The organism is Vibrio sp. HENC-03, assembly GCF_000305755.2.
Taxonomy (GTDB): Bacteria; Pseudomonadota; Gammaproteobacteria; order Enterobacterales; family Vibrionaceae; genus Vibrio; species Vibrio owensii.
Genome location: NZ_JH976064.1, coordinates 1 through 26,499, shown reverse-complemented (window position 1 = coordinate 26,499; position 26,499 = coordinate 1). Strand labels below are relative to the sequence as shown.

Annotated in this window: 22 protein-coding genes; 13 read left to right on the top strand and 9 right to left on the bottom strand. The window is 44.0% G+C overall.

Annotation, left to right across the window (positions count from 1 at the left end):
* Window positions 1–43 precede the first annotated feature (43 nt).
* The 3 genes from VCHENC03_RS23025 to tesA all read right to left on the bottom strand — a co-directional run bounded on the left by VCHENC03_RS23025 (window position 44) and on the right by tesA (window position 4,029).
* Complete coding sequence (locus VCHENC03_RS23025) at window positions 44–1,954, bottom strand: bifunctional diguanylate cyclase/phosphodiesterase (protein WP_009704449.1); 1,911 nt, start codon at window positions 1,952–1,954, stop codon at window positions 44–46.
* A 189-nt stretch (window positions 1,955–2,143) separates the two neighbouring features.
* Window positions 2,144–3,343 carry an enoyl-ACP reductase FabV gene (fabV, locus tag VCHENC03_RS23030; RefSeq protein ID WP_009704448.1) on the bottom strand — a complete coding sequence of 400 codons (1,200 nt, stop codon included), beginning with the start codon at window positions 3,341–3,343 and terminating at the stop codon, window positions 2,144–2,146.
* 83 nt (window positions 3,344–3,426) lie between these two features.
* Window positions 3,427–4,029 carry a multifunctional acyl-CoA thioesterase I/protease I/lysophospholipase L1 gene (tesA, locus tag VCHENC03_RS23035; RefSeq protein ID WP_032802023.1) on the bottom strand — a complete coding sequence of 201 codons (603 nt, stop codon included), beginning with the start codon at window positions 4,027–4,029 and terminating at the stop codon, window positions 3,427–3,429.
* Between tesA and VCHENC03_RS23040 the strand changes: the two genes are divergently transcribed.
* From VCHENC03_RS23040 to VCHENC03_RS23050, 3 genes are all read left to right on the top strand, one after another.
* Window positions 4,028–4,729, top strand: coding sequence for an ABC transporter ATP-binding protein (locus VCHENC03_RS23040; protein WP_005435141.1), 702 nt, complete (start codon window positions 4,028–4,030; stop codon window positions 4,727–4,729). The two genes, tesA and VCHENC03_RS23040, sit on opposite strands and share 2 nt — an antisense overlap.
* Window positions 4,720–7,173 (top strand): ABC transporter permease, encoded by a 2,454-nt coding sequence (locus VCHENC03_RS23045; protein WP_009704446.1) that lies wholly within the window; start codon window positions 4,720–4,722, stop codon window positions 7,171–7,173. The genes VCHENC03_RS23040 and VCHENC03_RS23045 overlap by 10 nt, the downstream gene beginning before the upstream one ends.
* Before the next feature lie 353 nt (window positions 7,174–7,526).
* Entirely contained in the window at window positions 7,527–8,960 is a 1,434-nt protein-coding gene (locus tag VCHENC03_RS23050) for an FAD-dependent oxidoreductase (protein WP_009704445.1), read from the top strand.
* Window positions 8,961–8,992: 32 nt separating this feature from the next.
* Here VCHENC03_RS23050 and VCHENC03_RS23055 read toward each other — a convergent pair whose 3' ends face one another.
* Genes VCHENC03_RS23055 through VCHENC03_RS23065 form a run of 3 tightly spaced genes read right to left on the bottom strand, consistent with a single transcriptional unit; the run spans window position 8,993 to window position 11,363 of the window.
* Window positions 8,993–9,928 carry a biotin-dependent carboxyltransferase family protein gene (locus VCHENC03_RS23055; RefSeq protein ID WP_032802021.1) on the bottom strand — a complete coding sequence of 312 codons (936 nt, stop codon included), beginning with the start codon at window positions 9,926–9,928 and terminating at the stop codon, window positions 8,993–8,995.
* A complete protein-coding gene (locus tag VCHENC03_RS23060) occupies window positions 9,925–10,608 on the bottom strand; it encodes a 5-oxoprolinase subunit B family protein (protein WP_009704443.1) in 684 nt (227 codons plus the stop codon). Before VCHENC03_RS23060 ends, VCHENC03_RS23055 begins: the two co-directional genes overlap by 4 nt.
* Window positions 10,608–11,363 carry a 5-oxoprolinase subunit PxpA gene (locus VCHENC03_RS23065; protein ID WP_009704442.1) on the bottom strand — a complete coding sequence of 252 codons (756 nt, stop codon included), beginning with the start codon at window positions 11,361–11,363 and terminating at the stop codon, window positions 10,608–10,610. Before VCHENC03_RS23065 ends, VCHENC03_RS23060 begins: the two co-directional genes overlap by 1 nt.
* 286 nt (window positions 11,364–11,649) lie before the next feature.
* On the opposite strand from VCHENC03_RS23065, the gene VCHENC03_RS23070 reads away from it, so the two are divergent.
* Both VCHENC03_RS23070 and galE read left to right on the top strand, forming a co-directional pair.
* Entirely contained in the window at window positions 11,650–13,608 is a 1,959-nt protein-coding gene (locus tag VCHENC03_RS23070; protein ID WP_009704440.1) for a sensor domain-containing diguanylate cyclase, read from the top strand.
* Between the two features lie 54 nt (window positions 13,609–13,662).
* Window positions 13,663–14,679: a UDP-glucose 4-epimerase GalE gene (galE, locus tag VCHENC03_RS23075; protein WP_005435155.1), complete on the top strand. Its 1,017-nt coding sequence runs from the start codon at window positions 13,663–13,665 to the stop codon at window positions 14,677–14,679.
* Window positions 14,680–15,021: 342 nt separating this feature from the next.
* Here the strand turns inward: galE and VCHENC03_RS23080 are convergent, their stop codons facing one another.
* Window positions 15,022–17,160, bottom strand: coding sequence for a TonB-dependent hemoglobin/transferrin/lactoferrin family receptor (locus VCHENC03_RS23080; RefSeq protein WP_009704439.1), 2,139 nt, complete (start codon window positions 17,158–17,160; stop codon window positions 15,022–15,024).
* Between the two features lie 236 nt (window positions 17,161–17,396).
* On the opposite strand from VCHENC03_RS23080, the gene VCHENC03_RS23085 reads away from it, so the two are divergent.
* The gene (locus VCHENC03_RS23085; protein ID WP_009704438.1) at window positions 17,397–18,284 is read left to right on the top strand and encodes a LysR family transcriptional regulator; all 888 of its coding nucleotides are present in this window, start codon (window positions 17,397–17,399) and stop codon (window positions 18,282–18,284) included.
* 84 nt (window positions 18,285–18,368) lie between these two features.
* Here the strand turns inward: VCHENC03_RS23085 and VCHENC03_RS23090 are convergent, their stop codons facing one another.
* A complete protein-coding gene (locus VCHENC03_RS23090) occupies window positions 18,369–21,002 on the bottom strand; it encodes a bifunctional acetate--CoA ligase family protein/GNAT family N-acetyltransferase (protein ID WP_009704437.1) in 2,634 nt (877 codons plus the stop codon).
* A gap of 236 nt (window positions 21,003–21,238) precedes the next feature.
* Here VCHENC03_RS23090 and VCHENC03_RS23095 point away from each other — a divergent pair, with 236 nt between their 5' ends.
* The 4 genes from VCHENC03_RS23095 (at window position 21,239) to yciH (ending at window position 23,776) form a co-directional block, all read left to right on the top strand.
* Window positions 21,239–21,808, top strand: a complete 570-nt coding sequence (locus VCHENC03_RS23095) for an SPOR domain-containing protein (RefSeq protein ID WP_009704436.1) — start codon at window positions 21,239–21,241, stop codon at window positions 21,806–21,808.
* A 150-nt stretch (window positions 21,809–21,958) separates the two neighbouring features.
* Window positions 21,959–22,948: a D-alanine--D-alanine ligase gene (locus tag VCHENC03_RS23100; RefSeq protein WP_009704435.1), complete on the top strand. Its 990-nt coding sequence runs from the start codon at window positions 21,959–21,961 to the stop codon at window positions 22,946–22,948.
* Between the two features lie 128 nt (window positions 22,949–23,076).
* Window positions 23,077–23,460 (top strand): DUF3319 domain-containing protein, encoded by a 384-nt coding sequence (locus VCHENC03_RS23105; protein ID WP_009704434.1) that lies wholly within the window; start codon window positions 23,077–23,079, stop codon window positions 23,458–23,460.
* A gap of 4 nt (window positions 23,461–23,464) precedes the next feature.
* Window positions 23,465–23,776, top strand: coding sequence for a stress response translation initiation inhibitor YciH (yciH, locus tag VCHENC03_RS23110; RefSeq protein WP_009704433.1), 312 nt, complete (start codon window positions 23,465–23,467; stop codon window positions 23,774–23,776).
* A gap of 306 nt (window positions 23,777–24,082) precedes the next feature.
* Here the strand turns inward: yciH and VCHENC03_RS0125310 are convergent, their stop codons facing one another.
* The gene (locus VCHENC03_RS0125310) at window positions 24,083–24,451 is read right to left on the bottom strand and encodes a DUF3693 domain-containing protein (RefSeq protein ID WP_005445767.1); all 369 of its coding nucleotides are present in this window, start codon (window positions 24,449–24,451) and stop codon (window positions 24,083–24,085) included.
* A gap of 189 nt (window positions 24,452–24,640) precedes the next feature.
* Here VCHENC03_RS0125310 and VCHENC03_RS23115 point away from each other — a divergent pair, with 189 nt between their 5' ends.
* The 3 genes from VCHENC03_RS23115 to VCHENC03_RS23125 all read left to right on the top strand — a co-directional run.
* The gene (locus VCHENC03_RS23115) at window positions 24,641–25,264 is read left to right on the top strand and encodes a 3'-5' exonuclease (RefSeq protein WP_009704432.1); all 624 of its coding nucleotides are present in this window, start codon (window positions 24,641–24,643) and stop codon (window positions 25,262–25,264) included.
* 3 nt (window positions 25,265–25,267) lie between these two features.
* Window positions 25,268–25,483: a hypothetical protein gene (locus VCHENC03_RS23120; RefSeq protein ID WP_009704431.1), complete on the top strand. Its 216-nt coding sequence runs from the start codon at window positions 25,268–25,270 to the stop codon at window positions 25,481–25,483.
* The coding region (locus VCHENC03_RS23125) for a replication initiation factor domain-containing protein (RefSeq protein WP_009704430.1) at window positions 25,467–26,499 on the top strand (1,033 nt) is incomplete at its 3' end. The genes VCHENC03_RS23120 and VCHENC03_RS23125, both read left to right, overlap by 17 nt.

Below are 26,499 nucleotides of genomic sequence, written 5' to 3'. Positions count from 1 at the left end.
GCGGCGATTATAGAAACCACCGCCTGCAGAGTAAAGGAAATGCTTAGGAAGAATAGGTGTATTGACCACCTAAAAGGTTTTGATTAAACAAACTTTGTTCAAATTCATTGCACGGCATAGGTTTACCATACAAAAAGCCTTGTCCAATATCGCAGCCTTCATTGATCAAAAACTGCTCTTGTTGGGCTGATTCAATGCCTTCTATGACCACTTGTAGATCGAGCTTTTTCGCAATGTGTATGATTGAACAAATGATGGCTCTGTCGTCATCAGATTTCTCCATTTGCTGAACAAAGCTTTTATCGATCTTAATCGCGTCAAAAGGGTATTTCTTCAAATAACTGAATGATGCGTATCCTGTGCCAAAGTCGTCAAGTGACAGTGTCACGCCAAGGTTGTGCAATTTATTCAATGTGTTACGAGCCACGACTTCATCTGCAATCAACGCACTTTCAGTCACCTCTAACTCTAGGAAGTGTGCCGGCAGGTGGAAGGTTTCAAGTAGGTGTTCTATTTGCTCAGCGAAATTAACGTTTTGTAATTGGATAGGAGACACGTTCACTGCAATCTTGAAATTGTCCACCAGCTCAGACCACTGTTTGGCTTTATCAATCGCGGTTCTCAAGACAAAAGAGCCGACTTCGAAAATCAATCCGTTTTGTTCAGCCATGTGAATTAATGCTTCGTTGGATACATCACCCAAGACAGGATGACGCCATCGCAGTAGTGCTTCGGCACCTATCCATTTGTGCGTATGTGGAAGTACCTTAGGCTGGAAGTAAAGCATTAAGTCGTCGTTGCGAACGGCTTGTAATAGGTAGCTTTCAAGCTGATTGTGATTGTTCAGTTCTTGAGTGTGGCTCTCACAGAAGTAGTTGTACGATTCACCAGACTCTTTACATAGCAACATGGCATAACAGGCGTTTTGCAGCAGTTGTTTGGCGTGACTGCTTCTGTGCGCTTGAACGACGCCAATATAAGAGTGAAGGTGGACTTCGTTTTCATCAATGTTGAAGTTGCCGACGCTAACATGGGTGATGTCTTCAAGTAAGTGTTGGACTTTCGATTCGATGTCTTCACCAGAGACAACAATCACCAAGTCGTTTGAACTTGGACGACCAGTCACAAAATAACTGGATTCGTTGTGGCCTAGGCGGAAGCGAAACTCTTTCAATACCTCGTCGAAGGCTTCAAATCCGTATTTTGTTTCGATACTGCGCGCGTTACTAAAACCGACGTTAATCACCACCAGAGATTGTTGGTCATGGTTCATGGTTTCTAAGATGTGGTCTAACACTTCTTCAAGTGCTACGCGGTTTAAAAAGCCCGTCCCATGATCGTGGGTTTGCTGGTAGCTTACTTGCTTTTCTGCGGCCTTACGTCGGTCGATTTCTTTTGTTAGCGAGTAGCTAAGTTGGGCGAGGTCAGTCGTTCTATTCTCGACTCTATTTTTCAGTTCGTTATTTAAGCGCAGTAGCTTATGTTGTTGGAAAACGACGGCTAGTTGAGCCTCTATAGATTCTTTAAATGTGCTCAACAGTTCTCGGTAGGTGTCATTGTACTGATTCTCTTTGGTATCCAGCATACAGATGGTGCCGAACGTTTCCCCGTTTGGCCAATAGAGTGGTAAGCCGCAATACGAAATCATGCCGAGCTTAATATCAGGGTTGTCTTTCCACTCGTCATCAATGAGCGCGTTAGGAACGATGAGTTCGCGTTTGTTATTAATGACATGCTCACAGTAAAGGCCATGACCAAGTTCTTCTTTGTCACCGACTTTATAAGGGTTGTTATCCGTCTCGCTGGAGGTATTTACTTCAATGTGGTTTGGGTGGATACGCATGATCAGCGTAGTTGGGACATCCGCGATGCGCGCGAGCAGGTTGGCGATATTTTGCCAGCTTTTCCGCATGGATTCGGGTATTTCATAATCTAATGTTTGCAATGTACCCATATAGGTCATCCTTTCCCGTAATTTCACGTCCTGTGAATGAATATCGCTTTTGTTTTTACGCGAGCTTGTTATTTAACCACTCGTTTATTTAAAGTATAGGGGGGGCGGATTCGGAAACAAAAAAAAGTCCCGAAAACCTTTCAGGACTTTGAATTACTTGGCACTATCTCAATAGTGAGACGCTTTAAATTAAGGCTTTAATGCTTTCAGAGTCTTCATTGAGATGTCTTGAGCATAATCGACACCCTCAAAGTTAAAGCCGTTCAATTTCATAAACTCGTCTTTAAAGCCGTCGTAATCACCGATATCAGCAAAGTTGTCTGCGTTCATTTGCTCTAAAAGTGCAGAAACTTCTTCTTGCACTTGAGGCTCTAACTCAAGATCATCGATACGAATCAAGCGTTCGCCATCAACGGGTACTTTGCTTTGGTCGTAAAGCTTTGTCGTAAACAGACGTTGCATTTGCTCGATACAACGCTCGTGAGTACCTTTCTCTTTCATTACACGGTATAGCGCAAGTAGATAAGGACTCAGAGCAGGGATGAACACGCTTGCCTTGGTGACGAGCGCTTTACACACTGTTGCGTAGGCAGCGCCGCCAAAGTTCGCCATCTTCATGTTCAATGCATGGCTGGTTTGGTGAAGGTCAACTTTTGCTCGGCCTAACGTACCATCTAGGTAAATTGGGTGGGTAACTTCAGGGCCCATGTAAGAAAAGGCAATCGTCTTACAACCCTTGGCAACAGATTCTGAGTTGATCAGTGTGTCTATCCAGCTTTCCCAGTCTTCACCACCCATTACTTTAATCGTGGCTTCTGCTTCTTCTTCTGTTGCTGGCGCCAATGTGGACTCTACCCATTGATCGTTTTCCAGCATGATTGAAGCACCCGTTACCGATTCTCCAATTGGCTTAATGACACTACGCCAAAATTCTTCAGATTCAGGCTTAGGGCGAACGCCTGTTGCTAAGCTGTAAATCACCAAATCTACTTCACCCTCAAAGTAGGTTTCAATGGCTTCAATAACTTGGCTACGAACTGAGTCTGAGAAAGCATCACCAACGATGTTTACTGCAGTGCGGCCATGATGAATGGCTTCTTCTTTAAAAAAGATGTTGTTGTACCAACCAGCACTACCGACACCTTTATCTGACGGACCGCGTTCAAATGACACGCCAATGGTGTCTGCTTCAGCACCACCAAATGTAAGGGCGATACGGGCGGCCAAGCCAAAACCTGAAGAAGCACCGATGATCAAAACACGCTTGGGGCCATTTTTGATCTGCGGTGCTTGTTTAACGTATTCAATTTGCTCTTTGATGGAAGCGCGGCACCCATACGGATGTGCCGAACGAGCTACAACACCTTGAATTAACGGTTCTATTTGCATTTTTATTATCTAACCTTGGTGAATAATACTTTCGACAGGGTAACGTAAAGTTAGGTAAAACTTATTGAGCTAGACCAGTAAAATTAGAGATGTTTAACCAATTCTTCGGCGACAAAGTCGGCAATGAAAGGTTGAGCTTCCGGTTTAGGGTGCAGGCCATCGTCCATCATCCATTCTGGTTTGACGATGACGTGCTCTAAAAAGAATGGCATTAACGCGACTTGTTGATGCTCGGCGAGTTTCGGGTAGATGTCGTAGAACATATCACTGTATCGCTTACCATAGTTTGGCGGGACGCGGATTTGCATCATGACAACATCCGCACCAGAATCTTTGATCATGGTAATCATTTTCGATAAGTTCGACGTAATAACATTAGGTGGAAAACCACGAAGGCCATCGTTAGCGCCGAGTTCGATAAGAACAAGATCCGGTGTGTGTTGCTCAAGAAGAGAGGGTAAACGAGCCAAGCCATTGCCAGTGGTGTCTCCGGAGATGCTGCCGTTTACAACTTTTACATCTTGGCCGTGTTCTAATAAGGCATCAGGAAGTAAGCTAGGCCAGCTCTTCTCAATCGGCATCTGATAGCCAGCGCTCAAGCTGTCGCCCAAAACAAGTAACTTTTCGCTCGCATGTGCGGTGGCGGAAAGGCAGAAAAAGAGAACTAAGGAAAGTATACGAATCATGCAAACACCTGTACTTAAAGCACCTATTGTTCAAGCTAATTTAGTTTCTAAACAAGTCTCTACTAATCAAGAACAATTAACAATCCTTAAAAATGTAAATGTTGACATTAGAAAGGGTGAGAAGATTGCTATCGTTGGCACCTCTGGTGCCGGTAAATCGACGCTCATGACGTTGCTTGCTGGGCTAGACACGCCGACGTCTGGTGAAATCACGTTACTAGGACAAGAGCTATCTAAACTGGACGATGAAGCTCGCGCTAAAATCCGTGCAGATTCACTGGGATTTGTGTTTCAAAGCTTCTTGTTAATCCCGAGTTTGAGCGCACTGCGTAACGTTACTCTTCCTTGTCTTTTACGTGGTGAGTCTGAAGATGATGCACGAGCGACAGAACTACTGACTGCGGTAGGGCTTGAGAAGCGTCTTGACCATTTGCCAAGTCAACTATCCGGTGGTGAGCAACAACGAGTTGCTCTAGCTCGTGCATTCATGACTCAGCCAGAACTGTTATTCGCCGATGAACCAACGGGCAACCTTGATCATCAAACGGCAGAGAAAGTCATTGAGCTTCTGTTCGACCTCAATGAGCAGCATGGCACGACGCTGATCTTAGTTACGCATGACAGCCATTTAGCGAGTCGCTGTGACCGTGTCTACCGTATGGAAGCTGGTGAGCTAAAAGAGGAGGTGCTATGTCCGTGATCTCCTCAAGTGAACAAAGCTCTGCATCAAACAAAAAAGCTCATCAGTCGCCGAATAAAAGCTTGGTTCGTTGGAGCTTTGGGGAAATACGTCAAGGTAACTTGTGGCCGATAAGTGTCGCACTCATTCTTGTTATAGCCAGTATTTTTGCTTTGTCTGCGTTGGCAGAGAGAATGGAGCAGGTCATCGTTAAGCAAGGCAAAGATGCATTAACAGCCGATGCCGTGTTTGTTTCAGCAAACCCTATTCCGGATACACTTCTCACTTCAACTAAAGAGCTTGAGCGCTCGACCATGACCCGTTTTGCAACCATGGCGTTCAGCGATAATGGTATGCAGCTTATCTCGGTACGCGGAGTCGATGAGCAATACCCATTGATGGGTGACTTAGTCTTGGACAATGACTCATCAGGGCACATCAAGCCGAATCAGTTATGGTTGGATGAGCGAATCATGGCACAATTGGATGTTGACAAGGGTGACGTTGTCACTATAGGCGATGCCGATTTCACGGTTTCTGGTGCCGTTTTGATGGAGCCAGGATTGAGTTTCAACCCTTTCCAACAAATGCCTTCGGCTTACATCCACAACAGCGACGTTGATAAAACAGGCGCGATTCAAGTAGGTAGCCGAGTACAGTATCGTTTATTCCTTAAAGGGGATGATGCAACACTGACGCAACTGCAAGACAGCACTGAGCTTTCGCCAAGCGACCGTTGGCGTACTCAAGATACGGCAAGTCGAAGCAATGAGGTGTTTGAACGTACAACGCAATACCTTTCTTTGACCGTAGCGATTGTCATCATCATGGCGGCAACCACGTTGGTTTTGACGTGTCAAAGCTACGTAAACAGCCGGACGCAAACTATCGCGATGTTGAAAAGCTTAGGTGCGAGTCGTCGTTGGATTGAAAAGTGGTTATTGATTCAAGTTACCATTTTGCTGGTTAGCGCAAGTATTGTAGGCTTGTTGCTGGGTAGCGGTTTGGAGTATTTGTTACGGATCCCACTCAAGGACTTACTGCCAAATCCACTACCTAGTTACGGCGTCACTCCATTTTTAGTTTCTGTTGTTTCAGCGGTTCTGATTACCGTTCCTGCGCTGGGGATTCCGTTACTTGGTTTGATCAAAACGCCGGCTTTAGAAGTTATGCAGCAAGGTTCAGGTAAACGTTCATGGAAGCGTATGTGGCTAGTGTTGGTTCCTGTGGTGCCATTGCTTATCCTTTACGCGAACAACACACTCGTTTGGATTGTACTTGCGGGAATCGCCGCATTGTTTGTTGTACTCGCAATGATGAGTGTGATGTTGACCAAGTTGTTCGCTCGCGTTTCAACTCGACCTGCGATGAAATTAGCCTTAAGCCGCATCAACCGTACGCCCGTGACAAGCGGATTGCAGTTTGGTGCATTATCACTGTCATTGATGTTGCTTTCTATTATCTGGCTTGTACGTAGTGACATACTTGCCGATTGGGCGAGAACACTCCCAGCGGATGCGCCTAACGTCTTTGCATTGAACATTGCTGATTACGAACTTGATATCTACTTGGAAACGTTAGATAAAAATGGCGTGACGCGGTCACAAGCTTTCCCGATTATTCGTGGACGGTTGGCTGAGATTAATGACGTGAGCGTCAAAGAGATCAAATCTGAAGGTCAGGGCTCTGATGCAGTAAGCCGTGAACTCAACCTTACTTGGGGAGGTTCTTTACCAGAGTACAATGACATTCTTTCCGGAGAGTGGACAAACAAAGGTAGCGTATCGGTAGAAGCAGAAGTGGCCAGTGAGCTTGGCATTGAGTTAGGCGACAAATTACGATTTGTGATCAACAGCCAGAACTTCGATGCGACGGTAGACAGCATTCGTCATGTTGAATGGCGAGATATGAAGCCAAACTTCTACTTTATTTTTTCTTCGGATGTTATGGCGAGCTTGCCAGGTTCTTACCTGATTAGTTACCGCATTGGCGAAGAGAATGAAGCGCTCTTGGCGTCTATGTCACGTGAGCACCCAACCGTTTCAGTGTTAGATATACGAACGATGGGCGATAAAATCCAAGCGCTTATTCAGCAGATTGTGTCAGCCATTACCATCTTGGCGTTGTTAGGTGTTGTCGCTGGCTTATTGTTGATATTCACATTGCTTCGATTGAGCTTGTCTCAACGTCAGCAAGAGATTCGACTTTATCGAACTCTCGGGTCTAGCAAAAAACGGATTAACACGACATTGTGGGCGGAATACGGAATTATGGCTCTCGTCGCGAGTGGTGTGGCGGTATTTGCAGCTGAGCTTTGTGTCGCTGCGGTGATGAAGTATGGCTTCGAGTTGAATGCGCAAATCCACCCAGAACTGTGGATAGCTTTACCATTTGCTACGTTTGCCGTTCTCGCTTTGGTCGTTATGAGTCTTTTGAAAAGATTGTTAACGCCAGTAAACACTTAATTAGCTTGTAATAAGCCAAAACGGAAGCACTCCATGACAGTTTTATTTTAGTTATCCACAAAAACAGTGGATAACTTTTGGGATAACTGAAGTGTTAATAAAGTGGGGTGTTTCCGCAGGCTTTACGCCATGGGTGTTAGCGTTAAATTATTATTCACAAAGGGTCAAAATCGGGCTTTCCCAACAACCTCGTCAAGCACTTTTTTCGGAAATTTTTTGCTCTCGAAAGTAACTTTTCGCGTATACCTTTAACAAATGCAAACCCATGAACTTTTTGTGATTTTAATCATAGTCAAACCCGAGTAGAATCCACATTAAGTAAAGATTTCTCCTTATAAAATTTCAGTGAAGCAATGAAGTCTGAGTTTCCAAATCGTAAAGATAAACACATCGCTATTGTTGGTGGCGGTGTCGCTGGCTCTACCGCGGCAATCCACTTTGCCGAGTTAGGTTTTAAAGTCTCCATTCTCGAGAAAGGGGTCTCATTAGTAAATGGACCTCCGATCTGCCACCTACACGCGGGCGGAAACCTTTATCGTGAGATTTCCGAACAGCAATGTTTGGATCTTCTGACTCAATCGATCGACACAATCCGATTGTATCCACATTCACTGAACATTCGTCCTACCATCATTGCTGTGCCTCATTCAGATGGAGGAGACCCAGAAGCATTATTACCTCGATTAGAAGTAATTAAACGTGCTTATCAATCTCTGGTTGAACAAGACACAAGTAATCAGGTGTTGGGAGAACCAGACGAGTATTACAAGTTGTACTCCAAAGAGGCGCTCATAGCGCTTTCTAAGCTTGTACAGCCACAACACCCGCAAAGCATTGACGAGTGGACTATCCCTTTTGCTCAGCACGCAGACCTTGAGGCGCTTAAGTATCCAGTGGTCGCTGTTCAGGAATACGGATGGAGTGTATTTAGGCTTGCTGCTGTCGCGAACATGACGCTAGTACAACTTCCTAATGTTGATGTGTTGACGCAAGCAGAACTAAAACAAACCCATTGGAGTGGCTCTGATTGGGAACTGGCTTACCTCCAAGCTGGCGCACAAAAGACACTACGTTGTGATTACTTAGTCAATGCTTGTGGCTTTGAGACCGGCGCAGTTGATGATGCGATTGGCGTAAAGCGCGATCGACTTGTCGAATTCAAAGCGGCGTACGTTACCCGTTGGAACGAATGTTCTCAGCAATGGCCAGAGGTGATCTTCCATGGTCCTCGCGGTACAGACAAAGGGATGGCTCAGTTAACGCCATATGGTGATGGCTACTTCCAATTGCATGGAATGACCAAAGGCATCACATTGTTTGATGATGGCTTGGTGGAAAGCTCAAAAATCTCTGCACAACCTGAGTTACCAACCAGTTTACTGTCAAAAATACGCAACGGGTGGCGACAAGAGATCCTCGATGAGCGTACTGATAATGCGATTAAGCATATGTCTCAATTCATTCCGGATTATCAAAGTGCAGTGAAAGGCGGGAAAGCACTGTTCGGTGCGCAGCAAATCCCAGGTACTGACCCTGTATTGCGTGCAGCAGACGTGACATTTGAAGACAACAACTATGCTCGAATTGAAGTAGTTAAAGCTTCTTCAACGCTACTAGCAGCTCAGAAAATGGCGCAATATTGGTTTGATATAGCTCCGAATGCCAATGTGGAACTTGAACATCCTGTAACGGTACATTGGAGTGAAGAAGACGTAGAGCAGTTTGCGGTAAAACTCACTCAAGAGCGCGGTTATCCAAAAGCATTGGCAGAGCGCTACGGGATGTAGCGCTCACAATTTAATGACGACTTTAGATGGGCTTAGTAACCAAAAAACTGAGCCCATTGACACCACACATCCTGTAGACCTTGTCTGTCTCCTTTGACGAAACTGACTTCTTGCCCGGGTTTAGCTTGTGCTAAACGTGGCAGATCAATTCTTGCGACACAACCAAACTTCGGATAGCCACCAATGGTCTGGTGATCGTTCAATAAGACGATCGGGTTGCCATCGTTTGGAATCTGAATAGAACCCAGTGCAATACCTTCTGAAAGCACGCCGTCATAGGGCGGCTGTATCGTTTTACCCTCAAGACGATAACCCATACGATTTGAATTGGGTGATATCTTAAAGCTAGCAGAATAGAAATCATCAATAGACTGCTGGGAAAAATCTTCGAACTGGTAGCCTTCGATCACTCTCAGTTTTAATGGCAAGTTGTAATCTGGTTTGAATCGGAACGTCATCTGTTTGGGTTTTGACGTTGGGAGCGAATGTGGCTCAAAGCCAATAATATCTCCGGCTTTCAAAGGATCGCCATCTTTTGTCATACCGCCGAGAGATTCTCTCACAACCGTAGACGTGCTCCCTAGGTGTTTCTCAACACTAAATCCACCTTTAACAGCAAGATACGCGCGTAAACCATTCTTTGGCATTCCGAACTTAAGTGTCTGGCCTTTTCTGAGGCAAAAGTCAGACCAATTAGAGATAGGCTCACCGTTTACTGATGCATTAAGATCACCGCCACAAAGGGCCAAATGACAATCGGCTAGGGCTTTAAAGCTCGCATTACCCAATGTGATTTCGATAACAGAGCAGTTAACGGGGTTGCCTAGAAGATGATTCGACCAACTGTAAGCATAATCATCGACAGGGCCGCTTTGAGTTATCCCAATATGAGCAAGGCCAAAACGGCCGAAATCTTGAACCAAAGAGAGTGGGCCCGGCTTTTCTACTAACAATCCTACGAAGCTCATAAAACGCCTCCTAAATTAACAAACTCTTGTTTGGATATTGAACCAAACGTGACCTTGTCACCAACTTCAAAAGGGATGAAGGGTGGAGTATCAGTGAATAACGAGATTGGCGTACGGCCTATGATGTTCCATCCACCAGGGCTGTCGGATGGATAGACTGCGGTTTTACTGTCGGCAATCGCCACACTTCCGGCAGGTACATTGGTACGAGGTGTATGGTGTCTTGGCATGTGAAGTTCTGGACTTACATCCGACAGAAAAGCAAAGCCCGGAGCGAACCCAATGGCTGAAACGGTGTAAACAGGCTTGGTATGCAGTTCAATAAGCTTATCCATTGATAGCCCATTTTGTTGAAATCGATCCAAATCGAGAGCCGTTTCATTCGAATAGTAAACGGGAATAGAAATGTAGTTCGGCTGTTTGTTGTCCATAGACTGAACATCAAAGCGACTTACGATCTCATTGAGCGTTTGGAGTATCACAGACTCTTGAATTCTAAAGGGCAGGTAGTCAATCAAAATGGTTCGGTAAGAAGGAACCACATTCATTACGATGAGATTGAGTTTATCCACAATTTGATGCGCTAACTCGCCTATGTGTTCAACAGTAATGGTGTCATCAAAGCGAATTAGAATGCTGCATTCAGATATAGGAGAGATCGAAAACTGCCCTTGATTCATTAATTTCCTCCGGTGTAGAGACTCTGACGAATTTTTTGAATCAACGCGATAGATTCATCATTATCGCCATGCACACAAATCGTATCGGCCTCTAACAAAATATATTGCCCTGATGTCGTTTTTACTCGACCTGATTCTGCCAGCATTCTGACTTGTTCTAGTATTGCATGTTCGCTGTTTAGTACCGCATTAGCTTGTGTTCTTGGCGTTAGTAACCCGTCATCTTGATAAAGGCGGTCTGCGAACGCTTCGAAGAGTAGAGGTACATCAAAATCATCGGCAATTTCTAGGTATTTTTCGTTTTCTTGGGACGCCAATATCATAAGAGGCACTTTAAACAGGGCTGCGGCTTTAACGACCGCTAAGAAAATACCATCACTCAGCATCATATCGTTGTAGAGCGCTCCGTGAGGCTTGATGTAACCAATATCAGTATATTGTGCCTTACACAGAGCTTGGAGTGCGCCAACTTGGTAAATCACCATATTAGTGATTTCTTCGTAGGTCATCTTTAGGCTGCGGCGTCCAAACCCTTGTAAGTCAGGATAACCAGGATGCGCACCAATTTCCACGTCATGTTGATTAGCGAGGGTAATAGTATCGTGCATGACATTAGGATCAGACGCGTGGAAGCCACAAGCAATGTTCGCCATGTCTATAAAAGGCATTACGCTTTCATCTGCACCCATGGTCCATGCGCCATAGCTTTCGCCCATATCGCAGTTTAGTGTTAGTTGCTGGTTGTTCAATGTCATACGTTTATTGTGTCCAAAGTATGCTTAAAAATGCAGGAAATTACGTTTTGGTTCAGTGACTAACGTCATTTTTCATGCAGGTGTTCGAAAAAATACGCCATAAATGATCGACTGGTTATTTGAAATGATCCGAATTTTCAAGAAAATCATGATTAATCAGTCTAATATCTGAGAATTTCAGGTTCATTTCAGTGCCTGTCGTGTTAGTCTTGGCTCTTCTTTTTGTGTGATAGTTTGCATAGCAACCTTTTTGTTCTTTTGGTTGCTTTCTGCGACAGGAATATATATGTCATTAAGAGCAAAGCTAATATGGCCGATTCTCGTTTTCATCACGGTCATCTTTGTTACATCTCAAAGTTACACATCGTACATCACCTACCAGTCAGCAAAACATGAGCTTGTTGAACAAACAAAAGTGCTTATCAATGATGTATCTCACTCAATTAAAGATGCGCTGGCCACAAAGAACAAGCAAAAAGCTCAATCTATTTTGGCTGACTTTCTGAAGGAGCCAAACGTATCACGCGTTAAGCTTTACGACAAAGAAAATCAACCATTTGCGATTTTTGCTCTCGACGGTTTTTCAGCGCCTTCGCCAACAAAACATGAGCGAAGTCATCTGCATGCAATGGGGTATGCGTTATCTGCTCATTTTCTTTATGTGCTTGAACCGATAATCCATGACGGACAAGTGATTGGAACGATCAGAGTCACATTGTCTCAACGTCCTTTGATGCAGGTAAGAGATGCGCTATTGCAAGATGGGCTTCTGTTCCTAATCATTCTTCTTGCTGGTGGCGTGACCTTCTATATCGGTGTCGAGCGTCGTGTTCTTCGCCCTCTAGTGGAAGTCAATCAAGCACTCCAAGACTTCGCTAATGGCCATCATTTGAGTGGCCGCATTAGTCACCGTTCAAAAGATGAAGTAGGGCAACTCGTTGCTTCGCTTAATCTGATGGTAGACAAGCAAAAAAGACTAGAGAAACAACGTAAACACAGTTTGGAAGTGCTGGAACGTCGTAAAGCGTTTGCAGAAGAAGTGGTAGATTCGATTCAAGATGCGCTTATCGTAACGGATAACTTAGGTCGCGTAATTCACTGTAATAAGGCGACGCAGAGGATTTTTGAAAAGACTTACCATGGATTAGAAACGGCAAATATCTGCGACTTGATCCAAACTAAAGCACCGAATGAATTAGGACAAATTTTAAGTCGAGGCTTAGAGTGTGACGGCATCCATCTACAAAATGCAGAAGATGAACAGCAATTAAGTTTAACCAGTCGCCGATTAGCAAAACACGGCTATCTTCTTTTTGTGATTCAGGATATCACCGAGATCGAAGAAGCGATGAACCGACAACGAGTTGCCGGGCGTGTATTTGAAAGCAGTCAAGATGGCTTAGTGGTTCTCAACCATCTAGGTGTTATTACGATGGTAAACCCAGCGGTGACAAAGTTGATTGGTTTAACCGCCGAACAACTGGTTGGACAGCCGTTTATAAAATCAATTCGATGGCGGAAACTGCAAGCAATGATGCCAAGTATCATCGAATCGATTGAAAACTATGGAATGTGGCAAGGTGAAGTAATAGAAAAAAACCACCTAGGCCAGCTTATACCAATGTTTGCGAGAGTGAATCGTATCATTAAAAGTGAAGATCAGAACTCGTTCGATATGGTGATAATCCTAACGGATCTTTCAAGTGCAAAAGAGATGGAGCGTTTAGAATACTTAGCGCATCACGATCCGTTAACGGGACTTGCTAACCGTTCAAAGTTCCATTTTGAATTGGAAGAATTAGTACAAAGATCAGGCTATCTGCGTGATGAGTTTGCGGTACTTTATCTCGACTTGGACGGTTTTAAGGGGATCAACGATACTTATGGCCATGATGCTGGTGATGAAGTGCTTAAGATTGTCGCTAAACGTATGACCGGAGCCACAAGACACAGTGATTTGATTGCTCGTTTGTCTGGTGATGAATTTGTCATGTTAGTGAATCCTGCCAATCAAAAAGTGGTGACTAGGATTGCAGAGCAGTTATTAGAAACGATTTGTGCTTCAATAGAGTATCGTGGTTCTTTGTTAAAAGTTGGCGTTAGTATCGGTGTGAAATTGGTGGGTGTTAACGAACGTGACGCTACCCGAATTCTTAAAAGCGCAGATACTGCCATGTATCAAGCGAAGAAAGCCGGCAAAGGCCAAGCAATTTTAATGGGTTGCGAATCCCCAGATACAGTTTAAAAACGGGCTAGAAGCCTTTAGACTAGCCCGATTCGCGTCAGAAGGAATGATAAAATGAAAGTACTTGTTACGGGTGGTATGGGCTACATTGGCAGCCACACTTGTATTCAAATGATCGAAGCTGGTATGACACCAGTTATCCTCGATAACCTTTACAACAGTAAACCAACTGTGCTTGAGCGCATTGAAAAGGTTTGTGGCGTAAAACCAGTATTCATTGAAGCAGACATTCGCGACAAAGCAGCGCTTGTTGATGCAATGACGACACACAACATTGAAGCCGTTATCCATTTTGCTGGTCTTAAAGCGGTTGGTGAGTCGGTAGAAAAGCCACTTGAATATTACGATAACAACGTGAACGGTACGCTTGTTCTTGTTGATGCTATGCGCGAAGCCGGCGTTAAATCGATCGTATTTAGCTCTTCAGCAACGGTTTACGGTGATCCTGCTTCTGTGCCAATTATGGAAGACTTCCCAACAAGTGCGACCAACCCATACGGTCGCAGTAAGTTGATGGTAGAAGAGTGTCTAACGGATTTCCAAAAAGCGAACCCAGATTGGAGTATCACACTTCTGCGTTACTTCAACCCTGTTGGTTCACACCCAACCGGTGAGCTTGGCGAAGATCCGCAAGGCATTCCTAATAACTTGATGCCGTTCGTTTCTCAAGTTGCGGTTGGTCGTCGTGAATTCCTGTCGGTATTTGGTAGTGATTACCCAACTAAAGATGGTACAGGTGTTCGTGATTACATCCACGTAATGGATCTTTCTGATGGTCACGTTGCTGCTCTTGATAAAGTAGGCAACAAAGCAGGCCTACATATCTATAACCTGGGTACAGGTAATGGCTACAGCGTATTGGAAATGGTGAAAGCATTTGAAGCCGCTTCTGGCAAAGAAGTTCCGTTTAAGCTGGTGGATCGCCGTCCTGGCGATATCGCAGAGTGTTGGGCGGATCCTTCAAAAGCAGCAAACGAACTCGGTTGGAAGGCCACCCGTACACTTGAAGAGATGACGAGTGATACTTGGCGCTGGCAGTCAAATAACCCTCAAGGTTATCCAGACGCTTAAAACTTCAAGTTTTACACTTTTGTAACAAAAAGGCGCGCTTCTGCGCCTTTTTTGATCTAAATCGGAAAAATTCGTAAATTACTGGTTAAAAGGTAGCTTCGATAAATAGAAATGCTAAACTATGTGCGAATCTTAATTTAGGTCGTAAATTTTCATTAAACTATTCGGGGTAGTTCATGGAACTTGGTTTAATCATCGCATTCATCGTTGCAGCAGCAGTAATGGTGAAAAAAGAGATGGCAAAACAATAGTCTTTCATTTTTCATTCTTTTCTTAACATTTTTGAAATGAAAGCACATAAAAAAAGCCAGCATAATGCTGGCTTTTTTGTGTTTGTAACACTTAGAACTCGTATTTGACACTAATGTTGTAGTTACGCTCTGCTTGCGTGATATCACGGCTTAGCTCAGTTTCACCACGTACATCGTTCCACAAGTAGTACTCTTCATTCGTCAAGTTCATCACACCTGCGCGAACGGTTAGGTCTTTCATTGGCTTGTAGTAGGCCGTTAGATCAACAACTGTCGCTGATGGTAGTGCAACTTGGTCTTGAGTTCCGCCATTGTCACCATCTGAGTTGATATCACTGTTAGACTTCTTCGCTGTGTAGTTAACTTTTAAGCTTGTACCCCAAAGTGCGTTTGGTGAATCGTAGTTTACTGCAGCAACAGCATTCCAAGGGTTCACACTATTAAGCGGATTACCATCACCATCTTCACCTTCAGTGTACGCTGCAGCTAGGCGAGTCGTTACACCTTTAGGAAGGCTTGCAATAGCGTGCCAGTCAAGGCTATTAGACAGCTCGACACCTTTTACTGTTGCTTCATTGATGTTGATGAAGGTGTATTCAGTTAAACCATTATTACTCGTTGATGTTTGATCAATGAAGTCGGTGAAATCACTGTAGTAAAGTGCGAACTCTGTTGCCGACGCTGCTGTGTTGTGACGGTAACCTAATTCGTAAGACAAGCTCTTTTCAGATTCTAGGTCTGGGTTAGGGCGGTTAGTGTAACCGTGTCCTGGGTTGTCGTACGTGTAGTAAAGTTCATCAAATGATGGTGCACGGAAACCTTGGCTTACTTGAGCGAATACCGTACCTGGCTGAGACAGCTTATATGTTGCACCTAGACGACCAGTAAACGCAGAGTCGCTGAACTTCTTGAATGACTCTTCAGAGGTATCTGATGGATCAGTAGAGAAGTAATCGTAACGTACACCAGGAGTTAAGATTAACTTGTCGTTAAGTAGTGCGATTTCATCTTGCAAGAACAAACCAAAGCTTTGTTCTTTAGCATCTGGCGTGTAAATGTAAACCGTGTCAGGCGTGCCTGGATCAGAGTTAAACTCGCGGTTTGTGTTGCTGATGTCGCTGTGTTTGTAAGACAGGCCGTAAACCAAGTAGTGGTTTTGAATCTCTTTGTCTAACTGAGTTTCAAATTCGATCTTGTCTTCAGTGTATTCGTAGTCTTTTTTCTGCTGGTTATCACCATTAGGCGGAACCCACGGTGGGAAGCCAGGACTTGCTTCTTTAAAGCGGTTTGTTACACCATTTTCTTTTTTACTTGTCCACGTTAGCTGAGAAGTGATGGTGTCTGAGATAGCTAGATCAGCAAACCAGATGTGTTTCAAACCAAGACGGTTTTGCTTAGTTTGGTCTTCAGCATTGAAGTTTTTGTATGAGGAGCTCGCGATGTCTGAATCCGTTTGGTTGTAAATTACTTCACCCAAAAACTCCAAACGGTGGTCTTCATTCAATTGTGACTGCAATTTAACCAATAAGTCGTTCTTGTAGTAATCTTGGTCCGTCACTGAGTAGTCGTCGTAAGGCGCTTTAGAAAAGTTTTGTAGCTCAGAACCGTCACGGCGTGTGTATGCCACCAATGCTTCAAGATTATCAAATCGTTTCGCAACCGCAATGTGCTCTGCAAACGAGTTATCTTCAGAAGAGTAAGAAAGCTTAGCTTGGCCACCAAAGTCTTTGCCGTCCTTCAAGAAGTCACTTGGATCTTTTGTTTCAAATGCAACAACGCCACCGATAGCATCACTACCGTGCAAACTAGAAGCCGCACCTTTTACAATCTCAACGCTTTTTAGCATGTCAGGGTCGACAGTCACGGCGCTAGAGTTAATGAAAGAGTATGGACCGCCGTCGAATACACCTGGCTGAGACGCTCCGTCTACCAAGATTTTCACTCGCTTGCCTTCCATGCCGCGAATGTTAATGCTTTGAACACCTTGGCGTTGAGTACCGTTAACAGTAACGCCTGGTGTGTATTCGAATACATCATTGAGATCTTTTGCCATGTTTTCTTCGAGATCTTTCTCAGAAACAACGGCAACAGAAGCTGCTACAGTATCCATAGTTTGGTTAGTACGAGTGGCAGAAACAACGACTTCATTGAACGTTGATGTTTCTTCAGCGTAAGCGCCTTGGGAGAGGGCGATGACAATAGAGGCTGATAAAATTGATTTTTTATACATTGGCTTCAATACCTTAAATCCATAATAGGCAATAACAACGTGCGGTATCTTAGTAGATCTAAATGGTAATTACTATCATTACCATTGTTGTTTAATGTTGTTTTTATCAACGGAAATTTGTACTACGCACCGCCTAGTCTTTGATAATCAATGTGTTATATTGTCTAAAGTCGTTTTTTTGAGTGATTTTTCAAATACCACTACTGTGATAGCTATCACATAAATAGGGAGTTATTGTGCAGAGTCCAATCACGTTAGAAGCTCTTCATATCTTGGATGCTATTGATAGAAGAGGAAGTTTTGCTGCTGCAGCCAACGAGTTAGACCGCGCACCGTCTTCGTTGAGTTATCAGATTCAAAAGCTAGAGCAAGACCTTGATATCATCATTTTCGACCGTTCTGGTCATAAAGCACATTTCACCGAAGCCGGTAAGTTAATACTTGAGCGTGGCAGGGCAATCCTTCAAGCAAGCGAAAAACTCGTCAATGATGCTACTTTGTTAGCGAATGGTTGGGAGTTGGATATTACCGTTGCGTTCGATGGCATTATTCCTATCGCCAATTTCTTCCCTATGGTTGATGCCTTGTCCAATGTGAGTAGTACACGGATCCGACTTCAAGAAGAGATTCTTGCTGGCTGCTGGGAATCATTGAATACAGGGCGTTCAGATTTATTGGTTTGTCCGGCTTTAGATACGCTCCCACAAGATGTAAAAGCAGAAAAAATTGGCAAACTAAGTATGGTTTGGGTCGCAGCGGCTGATCATTATGTTCATAAGCGCAGTGGGGAGTTTGATGACGCGGCAAGGGAAAAGTATCGAGTCATCGCGATTGCAGATACTGCGCGAGAACAACCAGCGCTGTCGATCAATGTAATGCAAAAACAACCCCGTCTGACGGTTACTAACTTTTCAGCAAAGGTTGAAGCTTTATTATCGGGACTAGGGATCGGTACCTTGCCAACGCAAGTTGCACAGCCTTTGGTAGAAAGCGGTCAGCTCAAGTACATTGACGGCGCAGAAAGTAAGCCGATAGATATCATTCTAGCGTGGCGTAGAAATACGATGGGTGAAGCGAAGTCTTGGTGCGTACAATATCTAAAGAAAAATTGGAAAATGAAGTGACCTTGTCACTAATTTATACAAAAATAAAGAAAAGGACGCGTCGATGCGTCCTTCTTTTGTTGTTTGATTCGTAGATGAACACAATTAATTCAAAGGTAAAACCATATCGGCAGTGCCATCTGCAAACTGAACATCTAGTTCAAAACCTAAACTTTGCGCAAGTGACAACATTCCGCGGTTAGTTGGCATAGTCATACCAGACATCTGTTTGGTCCCTTTGATTTGGCAATAACTGATGATCTTTTGCATCAACAGTTTACCCAATCCTTTTCCCTTCAAATCTGAACGAACTAAAATGGCAAATTCTGCGTCGCTATTATCCGGTGTTATTAAAGCTCTCGCCACCCCGATGATTGATGGGCCATTTTCATCGAATGCGACAGCGACAAAAGCCATTTCACGGTCATAATCAATTTGTGTCAGGTTTGCGAGTGCCTCATGGTTGAACTCGCCGACGTCAGAGAAGAATCGGTTATATAGATCTTCCTTAGATACACTATTGATGAACTGCGCATGGATTGGTTCGTCTTCTGGCAAGATTGGACGAAGCAAAATAGGTTGGCCATCTCGCAAGGTCACCGTCTCCACGAACTCGGCAGGGAAAGGGCGGATAGCTAATCGTTCTTGCGCGTCGCCTTCGTATTTTTTCAGCGTAACGTCCGCATCGATGATGGTTAAATCGCTACCAGATACCAGTACTGGATGAATATCCAGTCTTTCTATTTCTGGTAACTCAACCGCCATCTGAGAGATTCGCACCAAGAATTTTGACAGCTCTGTGATGTCTAGAGCGTCTTTGTGTTTTTGCAGTCGCACCTTACCTGATTTGAGCGCTATGACGATCAGATAGCGCGCCAGATTCATGTTGAGTGGTGGCAGGGCTGCTACAGCATCTTGAGTAATGTTCCAGTCTGAACCACCTTGTCCAAGTAAGATTACAGGGCCAAAAACCTTATCCACTGCAATACTGACACGCAACTCTTCTGCGCTACCAAGCTTTGCCATCCCTTGTACTAAAAGGCCTTGAAGGTTGGCAGAAGGATAACTGAGCTTAGCGGTATCTAAAATAGCTTGTGCGGCGCTAGATACTTCTTGGCTATTACGCAGGTTAAGCGCGACACCATGTACATCTGATTTATGAGCAATATCTGGAGACCGAAGCTTTACCGCAACCGGATAGCCAATATTCTCTGCCATATGGACGGCTTCTGTGACTTCTGAAGCAATCCAAGTCGGGAGAATATCAAAACCAAACTGCTCAAATAGGGGGCTTGTTTGGTGTGTATCCAAGGTGACTGTGTTTTTATCCAGTAGTTGTTCATTCACCCATTCGCGAGCAGAACTCACACTGCCGGAATGGAGCGGTTCTGCCGTGGTCGGTGTTTCCATCAGTTGTTTCTGGTTTCGTCTGTACTCGACCAAGTGCATGTACGCAACGACCGCACTCTCTGGTGTTCGGTAGGTAGGAATGCCTGCTTGAGTGAATGCTAAGCGTGCATCGCGAGAAGTTTGTTCGCCAGACCAATTAGTAAGAATATTAAAATGCTTGTGCCTCGGATGTGCTTGAATGGCTTCGATTACTGCGCTTGCTGTCTCTAACGAATCTGAGACGGCTGAAGGGCTGTGCATAATCAAAATCGCGTCTGCACAGTCATTGTTCATTAATGCGTTGATGGTATCGACGTATCGCTTTTTCGTCGCGTCGCCAGCTAAGTCGATTGGATTCACACCTCGCCAACTATCCGGTAATAGACCTCGTAGATTAGCAATTGAATCTTCATCTAGTGTTGCGAGTTTGCCACCTCTATCCAATAAGGTGTCAACGGCCATGACTGCTGGGCCACCGCCATTGGTTACTATCGCGAGACGTTCACCTCTTAGAGGGACTGAATGCGTGAGCGTTTCCACTGCGGCGAATAATTCGTGTGTATTACCAACTCGCAGCATACCGGTTCTTCTGATTGCTGAATCATAGATAACGTCGAGAGAATCTATATCTTTTTCTCCAAGCGTACGAGCTTGAGTCGAACGTCCTGCTTTAAGCACTAAGATGCGTCGATTACGAGAAGCTGCTCGTGCTGCAGACATAAATCGTCGTGCATCTTTAATCGAGTCGACATAAAGCAAAATCGCTTCTGTTTTGCCGTCCATACTCAAATAGTCAAGCAGCTCAGCAAAGTCGATATCTTGGCCTTGTCCAATAGAGATGAATGAAGAGAAACCGATGTTTTTATCGTTCGCCCAATCCAGTACGGTGGTACACACCGCTGCGGACTGCGAAATAAAGGCGATCTTTCCTGGTTTTGCCGCAACAGGAGAAAAGGAACAATTGAAGTGATGCCAAGGTAGAATAATACCGAGACTGTTAGGGCCTAGCACGCGAATGTTCAAGCGTGAGAGATCTAAGCTTTCTGCATCGTCAGAGATAACAATCGCAAACTCAGTTCCGCGTTCATCAAGCTCTTTCAACAATTGTTTATTGCGAGAAACATTAGTGCAGAGTATGGCGATATCTGGCGTATAGGGCAGGGAAGCCACGTTTGGATAAGCAATAACGCCGGAGACGGATTTGTATTTTGGAGTGACGGGCATAATAGCGCCACCAAAGCCACTCTGTAATAAATTTCGCATCACGATTTGGCCGGCGCGTAGTTCTTTTTGAGAGGCGCCAATCACTGCAACAGAATTCGGTTTAAAGAGTTTTTGTAGTTTGTTCATTGTGACTCCTTGGCCATTGACACCGAGAACGGTTGGTCATTCCTCATACAATCATAAACGAATAAGTCACTGTTGAAATATGAACAGGCCAGACATTGGCTTAAAACTGAGCCAAGCGTACAGAGTTTGTGTCACTCATCACACCAAAATCACAGTTTATTGTGTTTGGTGCTTGATAAAATAGCCTGCTATCGGCATGATTTATCGTAATATTTATCCAGAGCGTTTGTTACTTCATGAAAAAAATCGCAATCATCGGCTTGTCTGTACTGCTTTCTGCTTGTGCATCGGAAACTTACATCACTGACGTAACGTCAGAAAGCTACCGAGAAGACTACCAATCTCAGTCAATTTCAAAACCAATTATGTCGTCTGAGAACGCAGTGGTTGAGAAAGACGTAGAACCAACAGTTGTAAAAATGACTGCGAAGCCTGAAGAGAAAAAGGTGGTGAAACTAACCCCTAAAGATCAGGCGAAACCAGTTAAGATCATTCCGCCTAGCAAGAAACAAGCGGGTATCCAGCGCTTTGGTTACACCATTCAAGTTGTTGCTGTAGGTAGCCAAGCGAAAGTTGACCAGTTTGCACGCCAACTTCCTCAAAACGGCCAGCCAATCTGGGAAAACTACAAAGTGGTAAACGGCACGAAATGGTTCTCAGTGCTTTACGGTGATTACGCAACAAGCGCAGAAGCGAAGAATGCGATTTCAACATTGCCGGGTCATTTCCAGCAACTTAAGCCTTTCGTTAAGAGCATTGATGCCATTAAAAACTCGGCATATCCAACGCTTAACAAGCTAAACTAATTGAACAAGAGAAGGGAGCAAAATGCTCCCTTCTTTCTTTGGTTAATTCCTATTCGAACAGTATTCCTCACAGTAAAATTACTGTACGTTACTACTCAAAGGTTTATCATACTGAATAGTATCTTTTGGAAATCACGGAAAGATTGATTCATGATCAAAAATATCCTTTTACTATGCGGTGGCGGCTCATCTGAGCACGAGATTTCACTGCTTTCTGCAAACTTTGTAGAGCAACAGTTAAATCTGATCGAAAACGTAAGCGTGACGCGCGTAGAAATCAAAAATGAAGGTTGGGTGACAAACCAAGGTGAACTGGTTTATTTGGACCTTAATACCAAAAAGCTTTGCTCAGACAACCTTAGCCTAGATATCGATTTCATTGTCCCTTGTATCCACGGTTTCCCGGGTGAAACTGGTGATATCCAATCTATGTTTGAAATCGCGGGTATTCCTTACCTAGGTTGTGGGCCTGAAGCGAGCAGCAACAGCTTTAATAAGATCACATCAAAGCTTTGGTACGATGCGATTGGTATCCCAAACACACCATACCTTTTCTTAACGCGTAATGATGAACAAGCCCATGAACAAGCGTCACAAGCGTTTGATAAATGGGGTAAAGTGTTTGTCAAAGCCGCTCGCCAAGGTTCTTCAGTTGGCTGTTACAGCGTCACCGAAAAGGAAGCTTTATCGCAAGCCGTTAACGATGCATTTGGATTCTCAGAGCAAGTATTGGTAGAAAAATCAGTCAAACCTCGTGAACTGGAAGTTGCAGCTTATGAGATGAATGGCCAGTTATTCATTACCAAACCTGGTGAAGTGATTGCGCCTGATGGTGCTTTTTACTCGTACGATGAAAAGTACAGCAGCTCGAGCCATTCATTGACTGAAGTAGAAGCGAAAAACCTAACGGAAGAACAGGTAGAAGCGATTCGCGTAGCTTCAGAAACCGTCTTTAAGCAAATGAATTTACGTCATTTATCGCGCATCGACTTCTTTTTAACAGAAGATGATGAAATCTACCTAAACGAAGTAAACACGTTCCCGGGTATGACGCCGATTTCGATGTTCCCTAAAATGCTGCAAAACAACGGTCACAAATTCCACGAATTCCTAGCAGATTGTATTCATACTGCAATCTAACTAACGTTACCGTCATTCATTTTGTGGTAAACCTAAGCATAACTGAGTAATGTGACAGCGTTAAAGTTTGAATATTACTCAGTTGCATTTATGATTGTATCAAAGCATTAAATAGATGGCTCAGTGGTATGGCAATTTCAAATTATAGAGGTTTTAACCTGCAATCAGGCGGACCTGACGGTAGCGTTTGGAAGGTAAAGATCAAAAACCACGTTTTACAAGGCAGTTTGACGGCGGTAAAAAAGAGCATAGATTGGTGGTGTGACACAGCATCTATCATTGACCCAAAAGAGTTCGCAACTCTTGGGCAAAGAGCGCAAAGCACTAACAGTCCTCAATCTGAAGTATTTAACGGCTACACGATAAAGAATGATACAGGCGAGCCCAACGCTTGGTACTGTATGTTCAATGGCAAATTGATCAAGGGCGCGAAGCCTGCGATTCAACGCCATATCGAAGCGTATTTGGTTGCGAAACAAAAAGCGCTACAAGCACAACAACAAAAGAAATAAGAGTATGACTCTCGTATATTCAACAGAAACTGGTCGAATCAAACCAGAAGAAGAAAAAGTCGAACGTCCTAAAGGCGACGGTATTATTCGTATTCAAAAGCAAACTAAAGGCCGCAAAGGCAAAGGTGTTTGTATCGTAACTGGTTTGGATATGGATGACGCGCCACTTAAATTGCTAGCCGCTGAACTTAAGAAAGTCTGCGGTTGCGGTGGCTCTGTAAAAGATGGCAACATCGAAATTCAAGGTGATGCTCGTGACAAGATCAAAGCACATCTTGAGAAGAAAGGCATGAAAGTAAAATTAGCCGGTGGTTAATTCAAACTGTTCAGTAGATTTTAAAGAGCGTCTCAATTGACGCTCTTTTTGTATCTGTAGTTTGTGTGGTGACTTGAAGAACGAAACAGCAGATAACAATCAGCTCTGAACAACAAACACAGAAAGTCTATTGAAGAAACTCAGCTAATAGCAGAGCGAGCAATCGTAGATTGATAGATCCATATTAGCTATTTTATGGTAAATAACGGTTATGTTTAATGACACCAACAAAAAGCGCTGTATTTTAAAATCTGAGAGGGATAGGAGACCAAACTAGAGAAGAATTGGCGTACGTGGATACTTCATTTAACATAATATACATAATGCGCACTGAATTGAGGATTCCACTGGGCTTGAAAATGCTACGGCAAATCCTGCACAAGCCATTGAAATACTTGTTAATCCAAGCCCATTAAACTTTTTTGCTATGCTCGTCCACAAAGTCTGTGCTTCGTAAGTTTTCGCTTTATCTAATGCTAATCCAACAAGTGCCTTTTCTTTATCTTCACCTATAGCTTCTGCAAGCATAAGTATCTGATTTTCCTTTAAGTATGTTCTTCCTTTTCGCACGTCAGTAAGCATTTGAGGACTGATGCCTAAATCTGGGGCGATTTGCTTGTATTGCACATACTTCATTTGCTCTTTGTAAGCGTCAATGAGTTTGTTTGTATACATTTTTGAATCCTGCCTTTAGATCGTTATTAACGATTCTAGCTCATTTGTACGGAATTTATCGTATTTACACTATGAAGAATCTCGTATTAACTGTACGAAATATTTCGTATTGACCACCTTGATTTAGGCGTTTGCCCTTGACGCTCGCGTCTGGTCTTGGTGGTCACTCTCAACGGTCAAGGTGTTGCTATGAAAAAACTGTCTACTGAAAATGCGATCATCATCGATACAGAAACTACTGGCTTAGGCTCTGACGCAGAAATTGTTGAGTTCACTGCTATCTGTGCTGATTCTGGCAAAGTTATCGTGAACGAACTTGTTAAACCAACTTGTTCTATTCCTGCTGACGCGACAGCTATTCATGGCATCACCAATGAAGACGTTAAAGACGCGCCCGACTTTCATTTGGTCTTTTCAAATCACTTTCTTCCGCTTCTTAACGGTCGTCCAATCATCATCTACAACTCAGATTTTGATACGCGCTTAATCATCCAATCTTTGGATAAGCACTGTAACGCTGCTTACGTCCAATCCGTTCACGATTTGTTTTTCAAATTCTGTGTTCCCCAATGTGCAATGCTTTGGTACGCCGAGTTCTTCGGTGTTTGGAATGAACACCATGAAGATTACAAGTGGCAATCACTTTCCAATGCCTGTGCTCAACAAAGTGTTGATGTGTCTGACTTAACGGCGCACCGAGCACTGGCTGATTGTGAAATGACTCGTCGATTGATTCACGCCGTTAACTCACAGATTGAAAACCAAAACAATCAAAACTGTGACAGCGTCACCAAGCCTAATTTAGAGGCTTAATCCATGAACGAAGCTCAAATCATCTATTACGACTTGCTGCCTGATTACACGGTTTCCGTGTTGGTCAAAGGCTGTGATGAATGGGATTTGCTTAAGTCGATGTCTCATCTTGAGTCTTGGGCTTCGTCTCAATTTGTGTCTTATGAGTTGGTGTCCATCACCAATACGACTTACCAAGAACGCGTTGATTTGGGGGTGTTCGATGACTACTGCAACTAACATCCTTAAGAAGTTTGATGAGCAATCCGTTCATATCGACTACCTCTGTTTTACATTTGCAGTCAAGGACTTACGCCATTGTCATAACGCTGTTCAACGTCTGCATAAGCATGAGGAATACAAAGGTTTAGCGCCTAAATCTTTGTTACAGCGTAACTGTAAAGCGCCCAAGTTCCCTGCTCCACCTAAGTTTAATGCGACCATTGCGGGCACAGCTGAAGAGATTGAAGCTTACAACAACGCCTTTGATATCTGTTACCGCAATTACCTAGAAGATTGCCTTCGCATCTTTACTAATCAGGTGCTTGGATTGTCGCTTTCTGCTCCACGTGGCCTTGGCTTTCAGTTCTATTCTGAGTCAATGAAACTGACTTCGCCAGATGGTGAAGATTTCTGCGGCTTCGTTGGTATTGGCGGCAACAATGACACCGTGCATTTTCAGATCAATGGTACGGGTTGCAAACATGTCTTTGCTCGTCGCCAACCTTGGTCACTGCATGATTGGCTCACTAACGTGCTTGGCGTTCAAACTCTGGCGCGTGTTGACCTCGCTTATGATGATTATGACGGTATTTTTGATTGTGAATATGCGCGTACCGCTTGGAATGACAATGCATTTCGAACGGCTGAACGTGGTCGCAATCCGGTTCTGCATGTTGACCACACGATAGCGGGCTTTCGCGATGGCCGTCCTGATTACACCAAAGAGCAATACTCCATTGGTTCTCGTACTTCTCGTATTTACTGGCGAATCTACAACAAGGCTCTTGAGCAGAAACTCGCGAACACGGGTTTGGTTTGGTATCGCTCAGAAGTCGAACTGAAAAAATGGAACATCGATGTTCTGCTTAACCCAGTTGGCGCGTTCGCGGCCATCAACGATTTCGCAGCCTCGATTTCTACTGCAAAGAAATTCAATACAAAACCTGTCCCGACTAAACGTGCTGCATTAGACCTGTTGGCCTCGGCTCACTGGATGCGTCGCCAGTACGGGAAAATCCTCAACTCTTTAATCG

Bases quoted from the DNA above. Each gene is read 5' to 3' on its own strand.
- VCHENC03_RS23025 (WP_009704449.1), bottom strand. From the start codon at position 1,954: ATGGGTACATTGCAAACATTAGATTATGAAATACCCGAATCCATGCGG.
- fabV (WP_009704448.1), bottom strand. From the start codon at position 3,343: ATGCAAATAGAACCGTTAATTCAAGGTGTTGTAGCTCGTTCGGCACAT.
- VCHENC03_RS23040 (WP_005435141.1), top strand. From the start codon at position 4,028: ATGCAAACACCTGTACTTAAAGCACCTATTGTTCAAGCTAATTTAGTT.
- tesA (WP_032802023.1), bottom strand. From the start codon at position 4,029: ATGATTCGTATACTTTCCTTAGTTCTCTTTTTCTGCCTTTCCGCCACC.
- VCHENC03_RS23045 (WP_009704446.1), top strand. From the start codon at position 4,720: ATGTCCGTGATCTCCTCAAGTGAACAAAGCTCTGCATCAAACAAAAAA.
- VCHENC03_RS23050 (WP_009704445.1), top strand. From the start codon at position 7,527: ATGAAGTCTGAGTTTCCAAATCGTAAAGATAAACACATCGCTATTGTT.
- VCHENC03_RS23055 (WP_032802021.1), bottom strand. From the start codon at position 9,928: ATGAGCTTCGTAGGATTGTTAGTAGAAAAGCCGGGCCCACTCTCTTTG.
- VCHENC03_RS23060 (WP_009704443.1), bottom strand. From the start codon at position 10,608: ATGAATCAAGGGCAGTTTTCGATCTCTCCTATATCTGAATGCAGCATT.
- VCHENC03_RS23065 (WP_009704442.1), bottom strand. From the start codon at position 11,363: ATGACATTGAACAACCAGCAACTAACACTAAACTGCGATATGGGCGAA.
- VCHENC03_RS23070 (WP_009704440.1), top strand. From the start codon at position 11,650: ATGTCATTAAGAGCAAAGCTAATATGGCCGATTCTCGTTTTCATCACG.
- galE (WP_005435155.1), top strand. From the start codon at position 13,663: ATGAAAGTACTTGTTACGGGTGGTATGGGCTACATTGGCAGCCACACT.
- VCHENC03_RS23080 (WP_009704439.1), bottom strand. From the start codon at position 17,160: ATGTATAAAAAATCAATTTTATCAGCCTCTATTGTCATCGCCCTCTCC.
- VCHENC03_RS23090 (WP_009704437.1), bottom strand. From the start codon at position 21,002: ATGAACAAACTACAAAAACTCTTTAAACCGAATTCTGTTGCAGTGATT.
- VCHENC03_RS23095 (WP_009704436.1), top strand. From the start codon at position 21,239: ATGAAAAAAATCGCAATCATCGGCTTGTCTGTACTGCTTTCTGCTTGT.
- VCHENC03_RS23100 (WP_009704435.1), top strand. From the start codon at position 21,959: ATGATCAAAAATATCCTTTTACTATGCGGTGGCGGCTCATCTGAGCAC.
- VCHENC03_RS23105 (WP_009704434.1), top strand. From the start codon at position 23,077: ATGGCAATTTCAAATTATAGAGGTTTTAACCTGCAATCAGGCGGACCT.
- yciH (WP_009704433.1), top strand. From the start codon at position 23,465: ATGACTCTCGTATATTCAACAGAAACTGGTCGAATCAAACCAGAAGAA.
- VCHENC03_RS0125310 (WP_005445767.1), bottom strand. From the start codon at position 24,451: ATGTATACAAACAAACTCATTGACGCTTACAAAGAGCAAATGAAGTAT.
- VCHENC03_RS23115 (WP_009704432.1), top strand. From the start codon at position 24,641: ATGAAAAAACTGTCTACTGAAAATGCGATCATCATCGATACAGAAACT.
- VCHENC03_RS23120 (WP_009704431.1), top strand. From the start codon at position 25,268: ATGAACGAAGCTCAAATCATCTATTACGACTTGCTGCCTGATTACACG.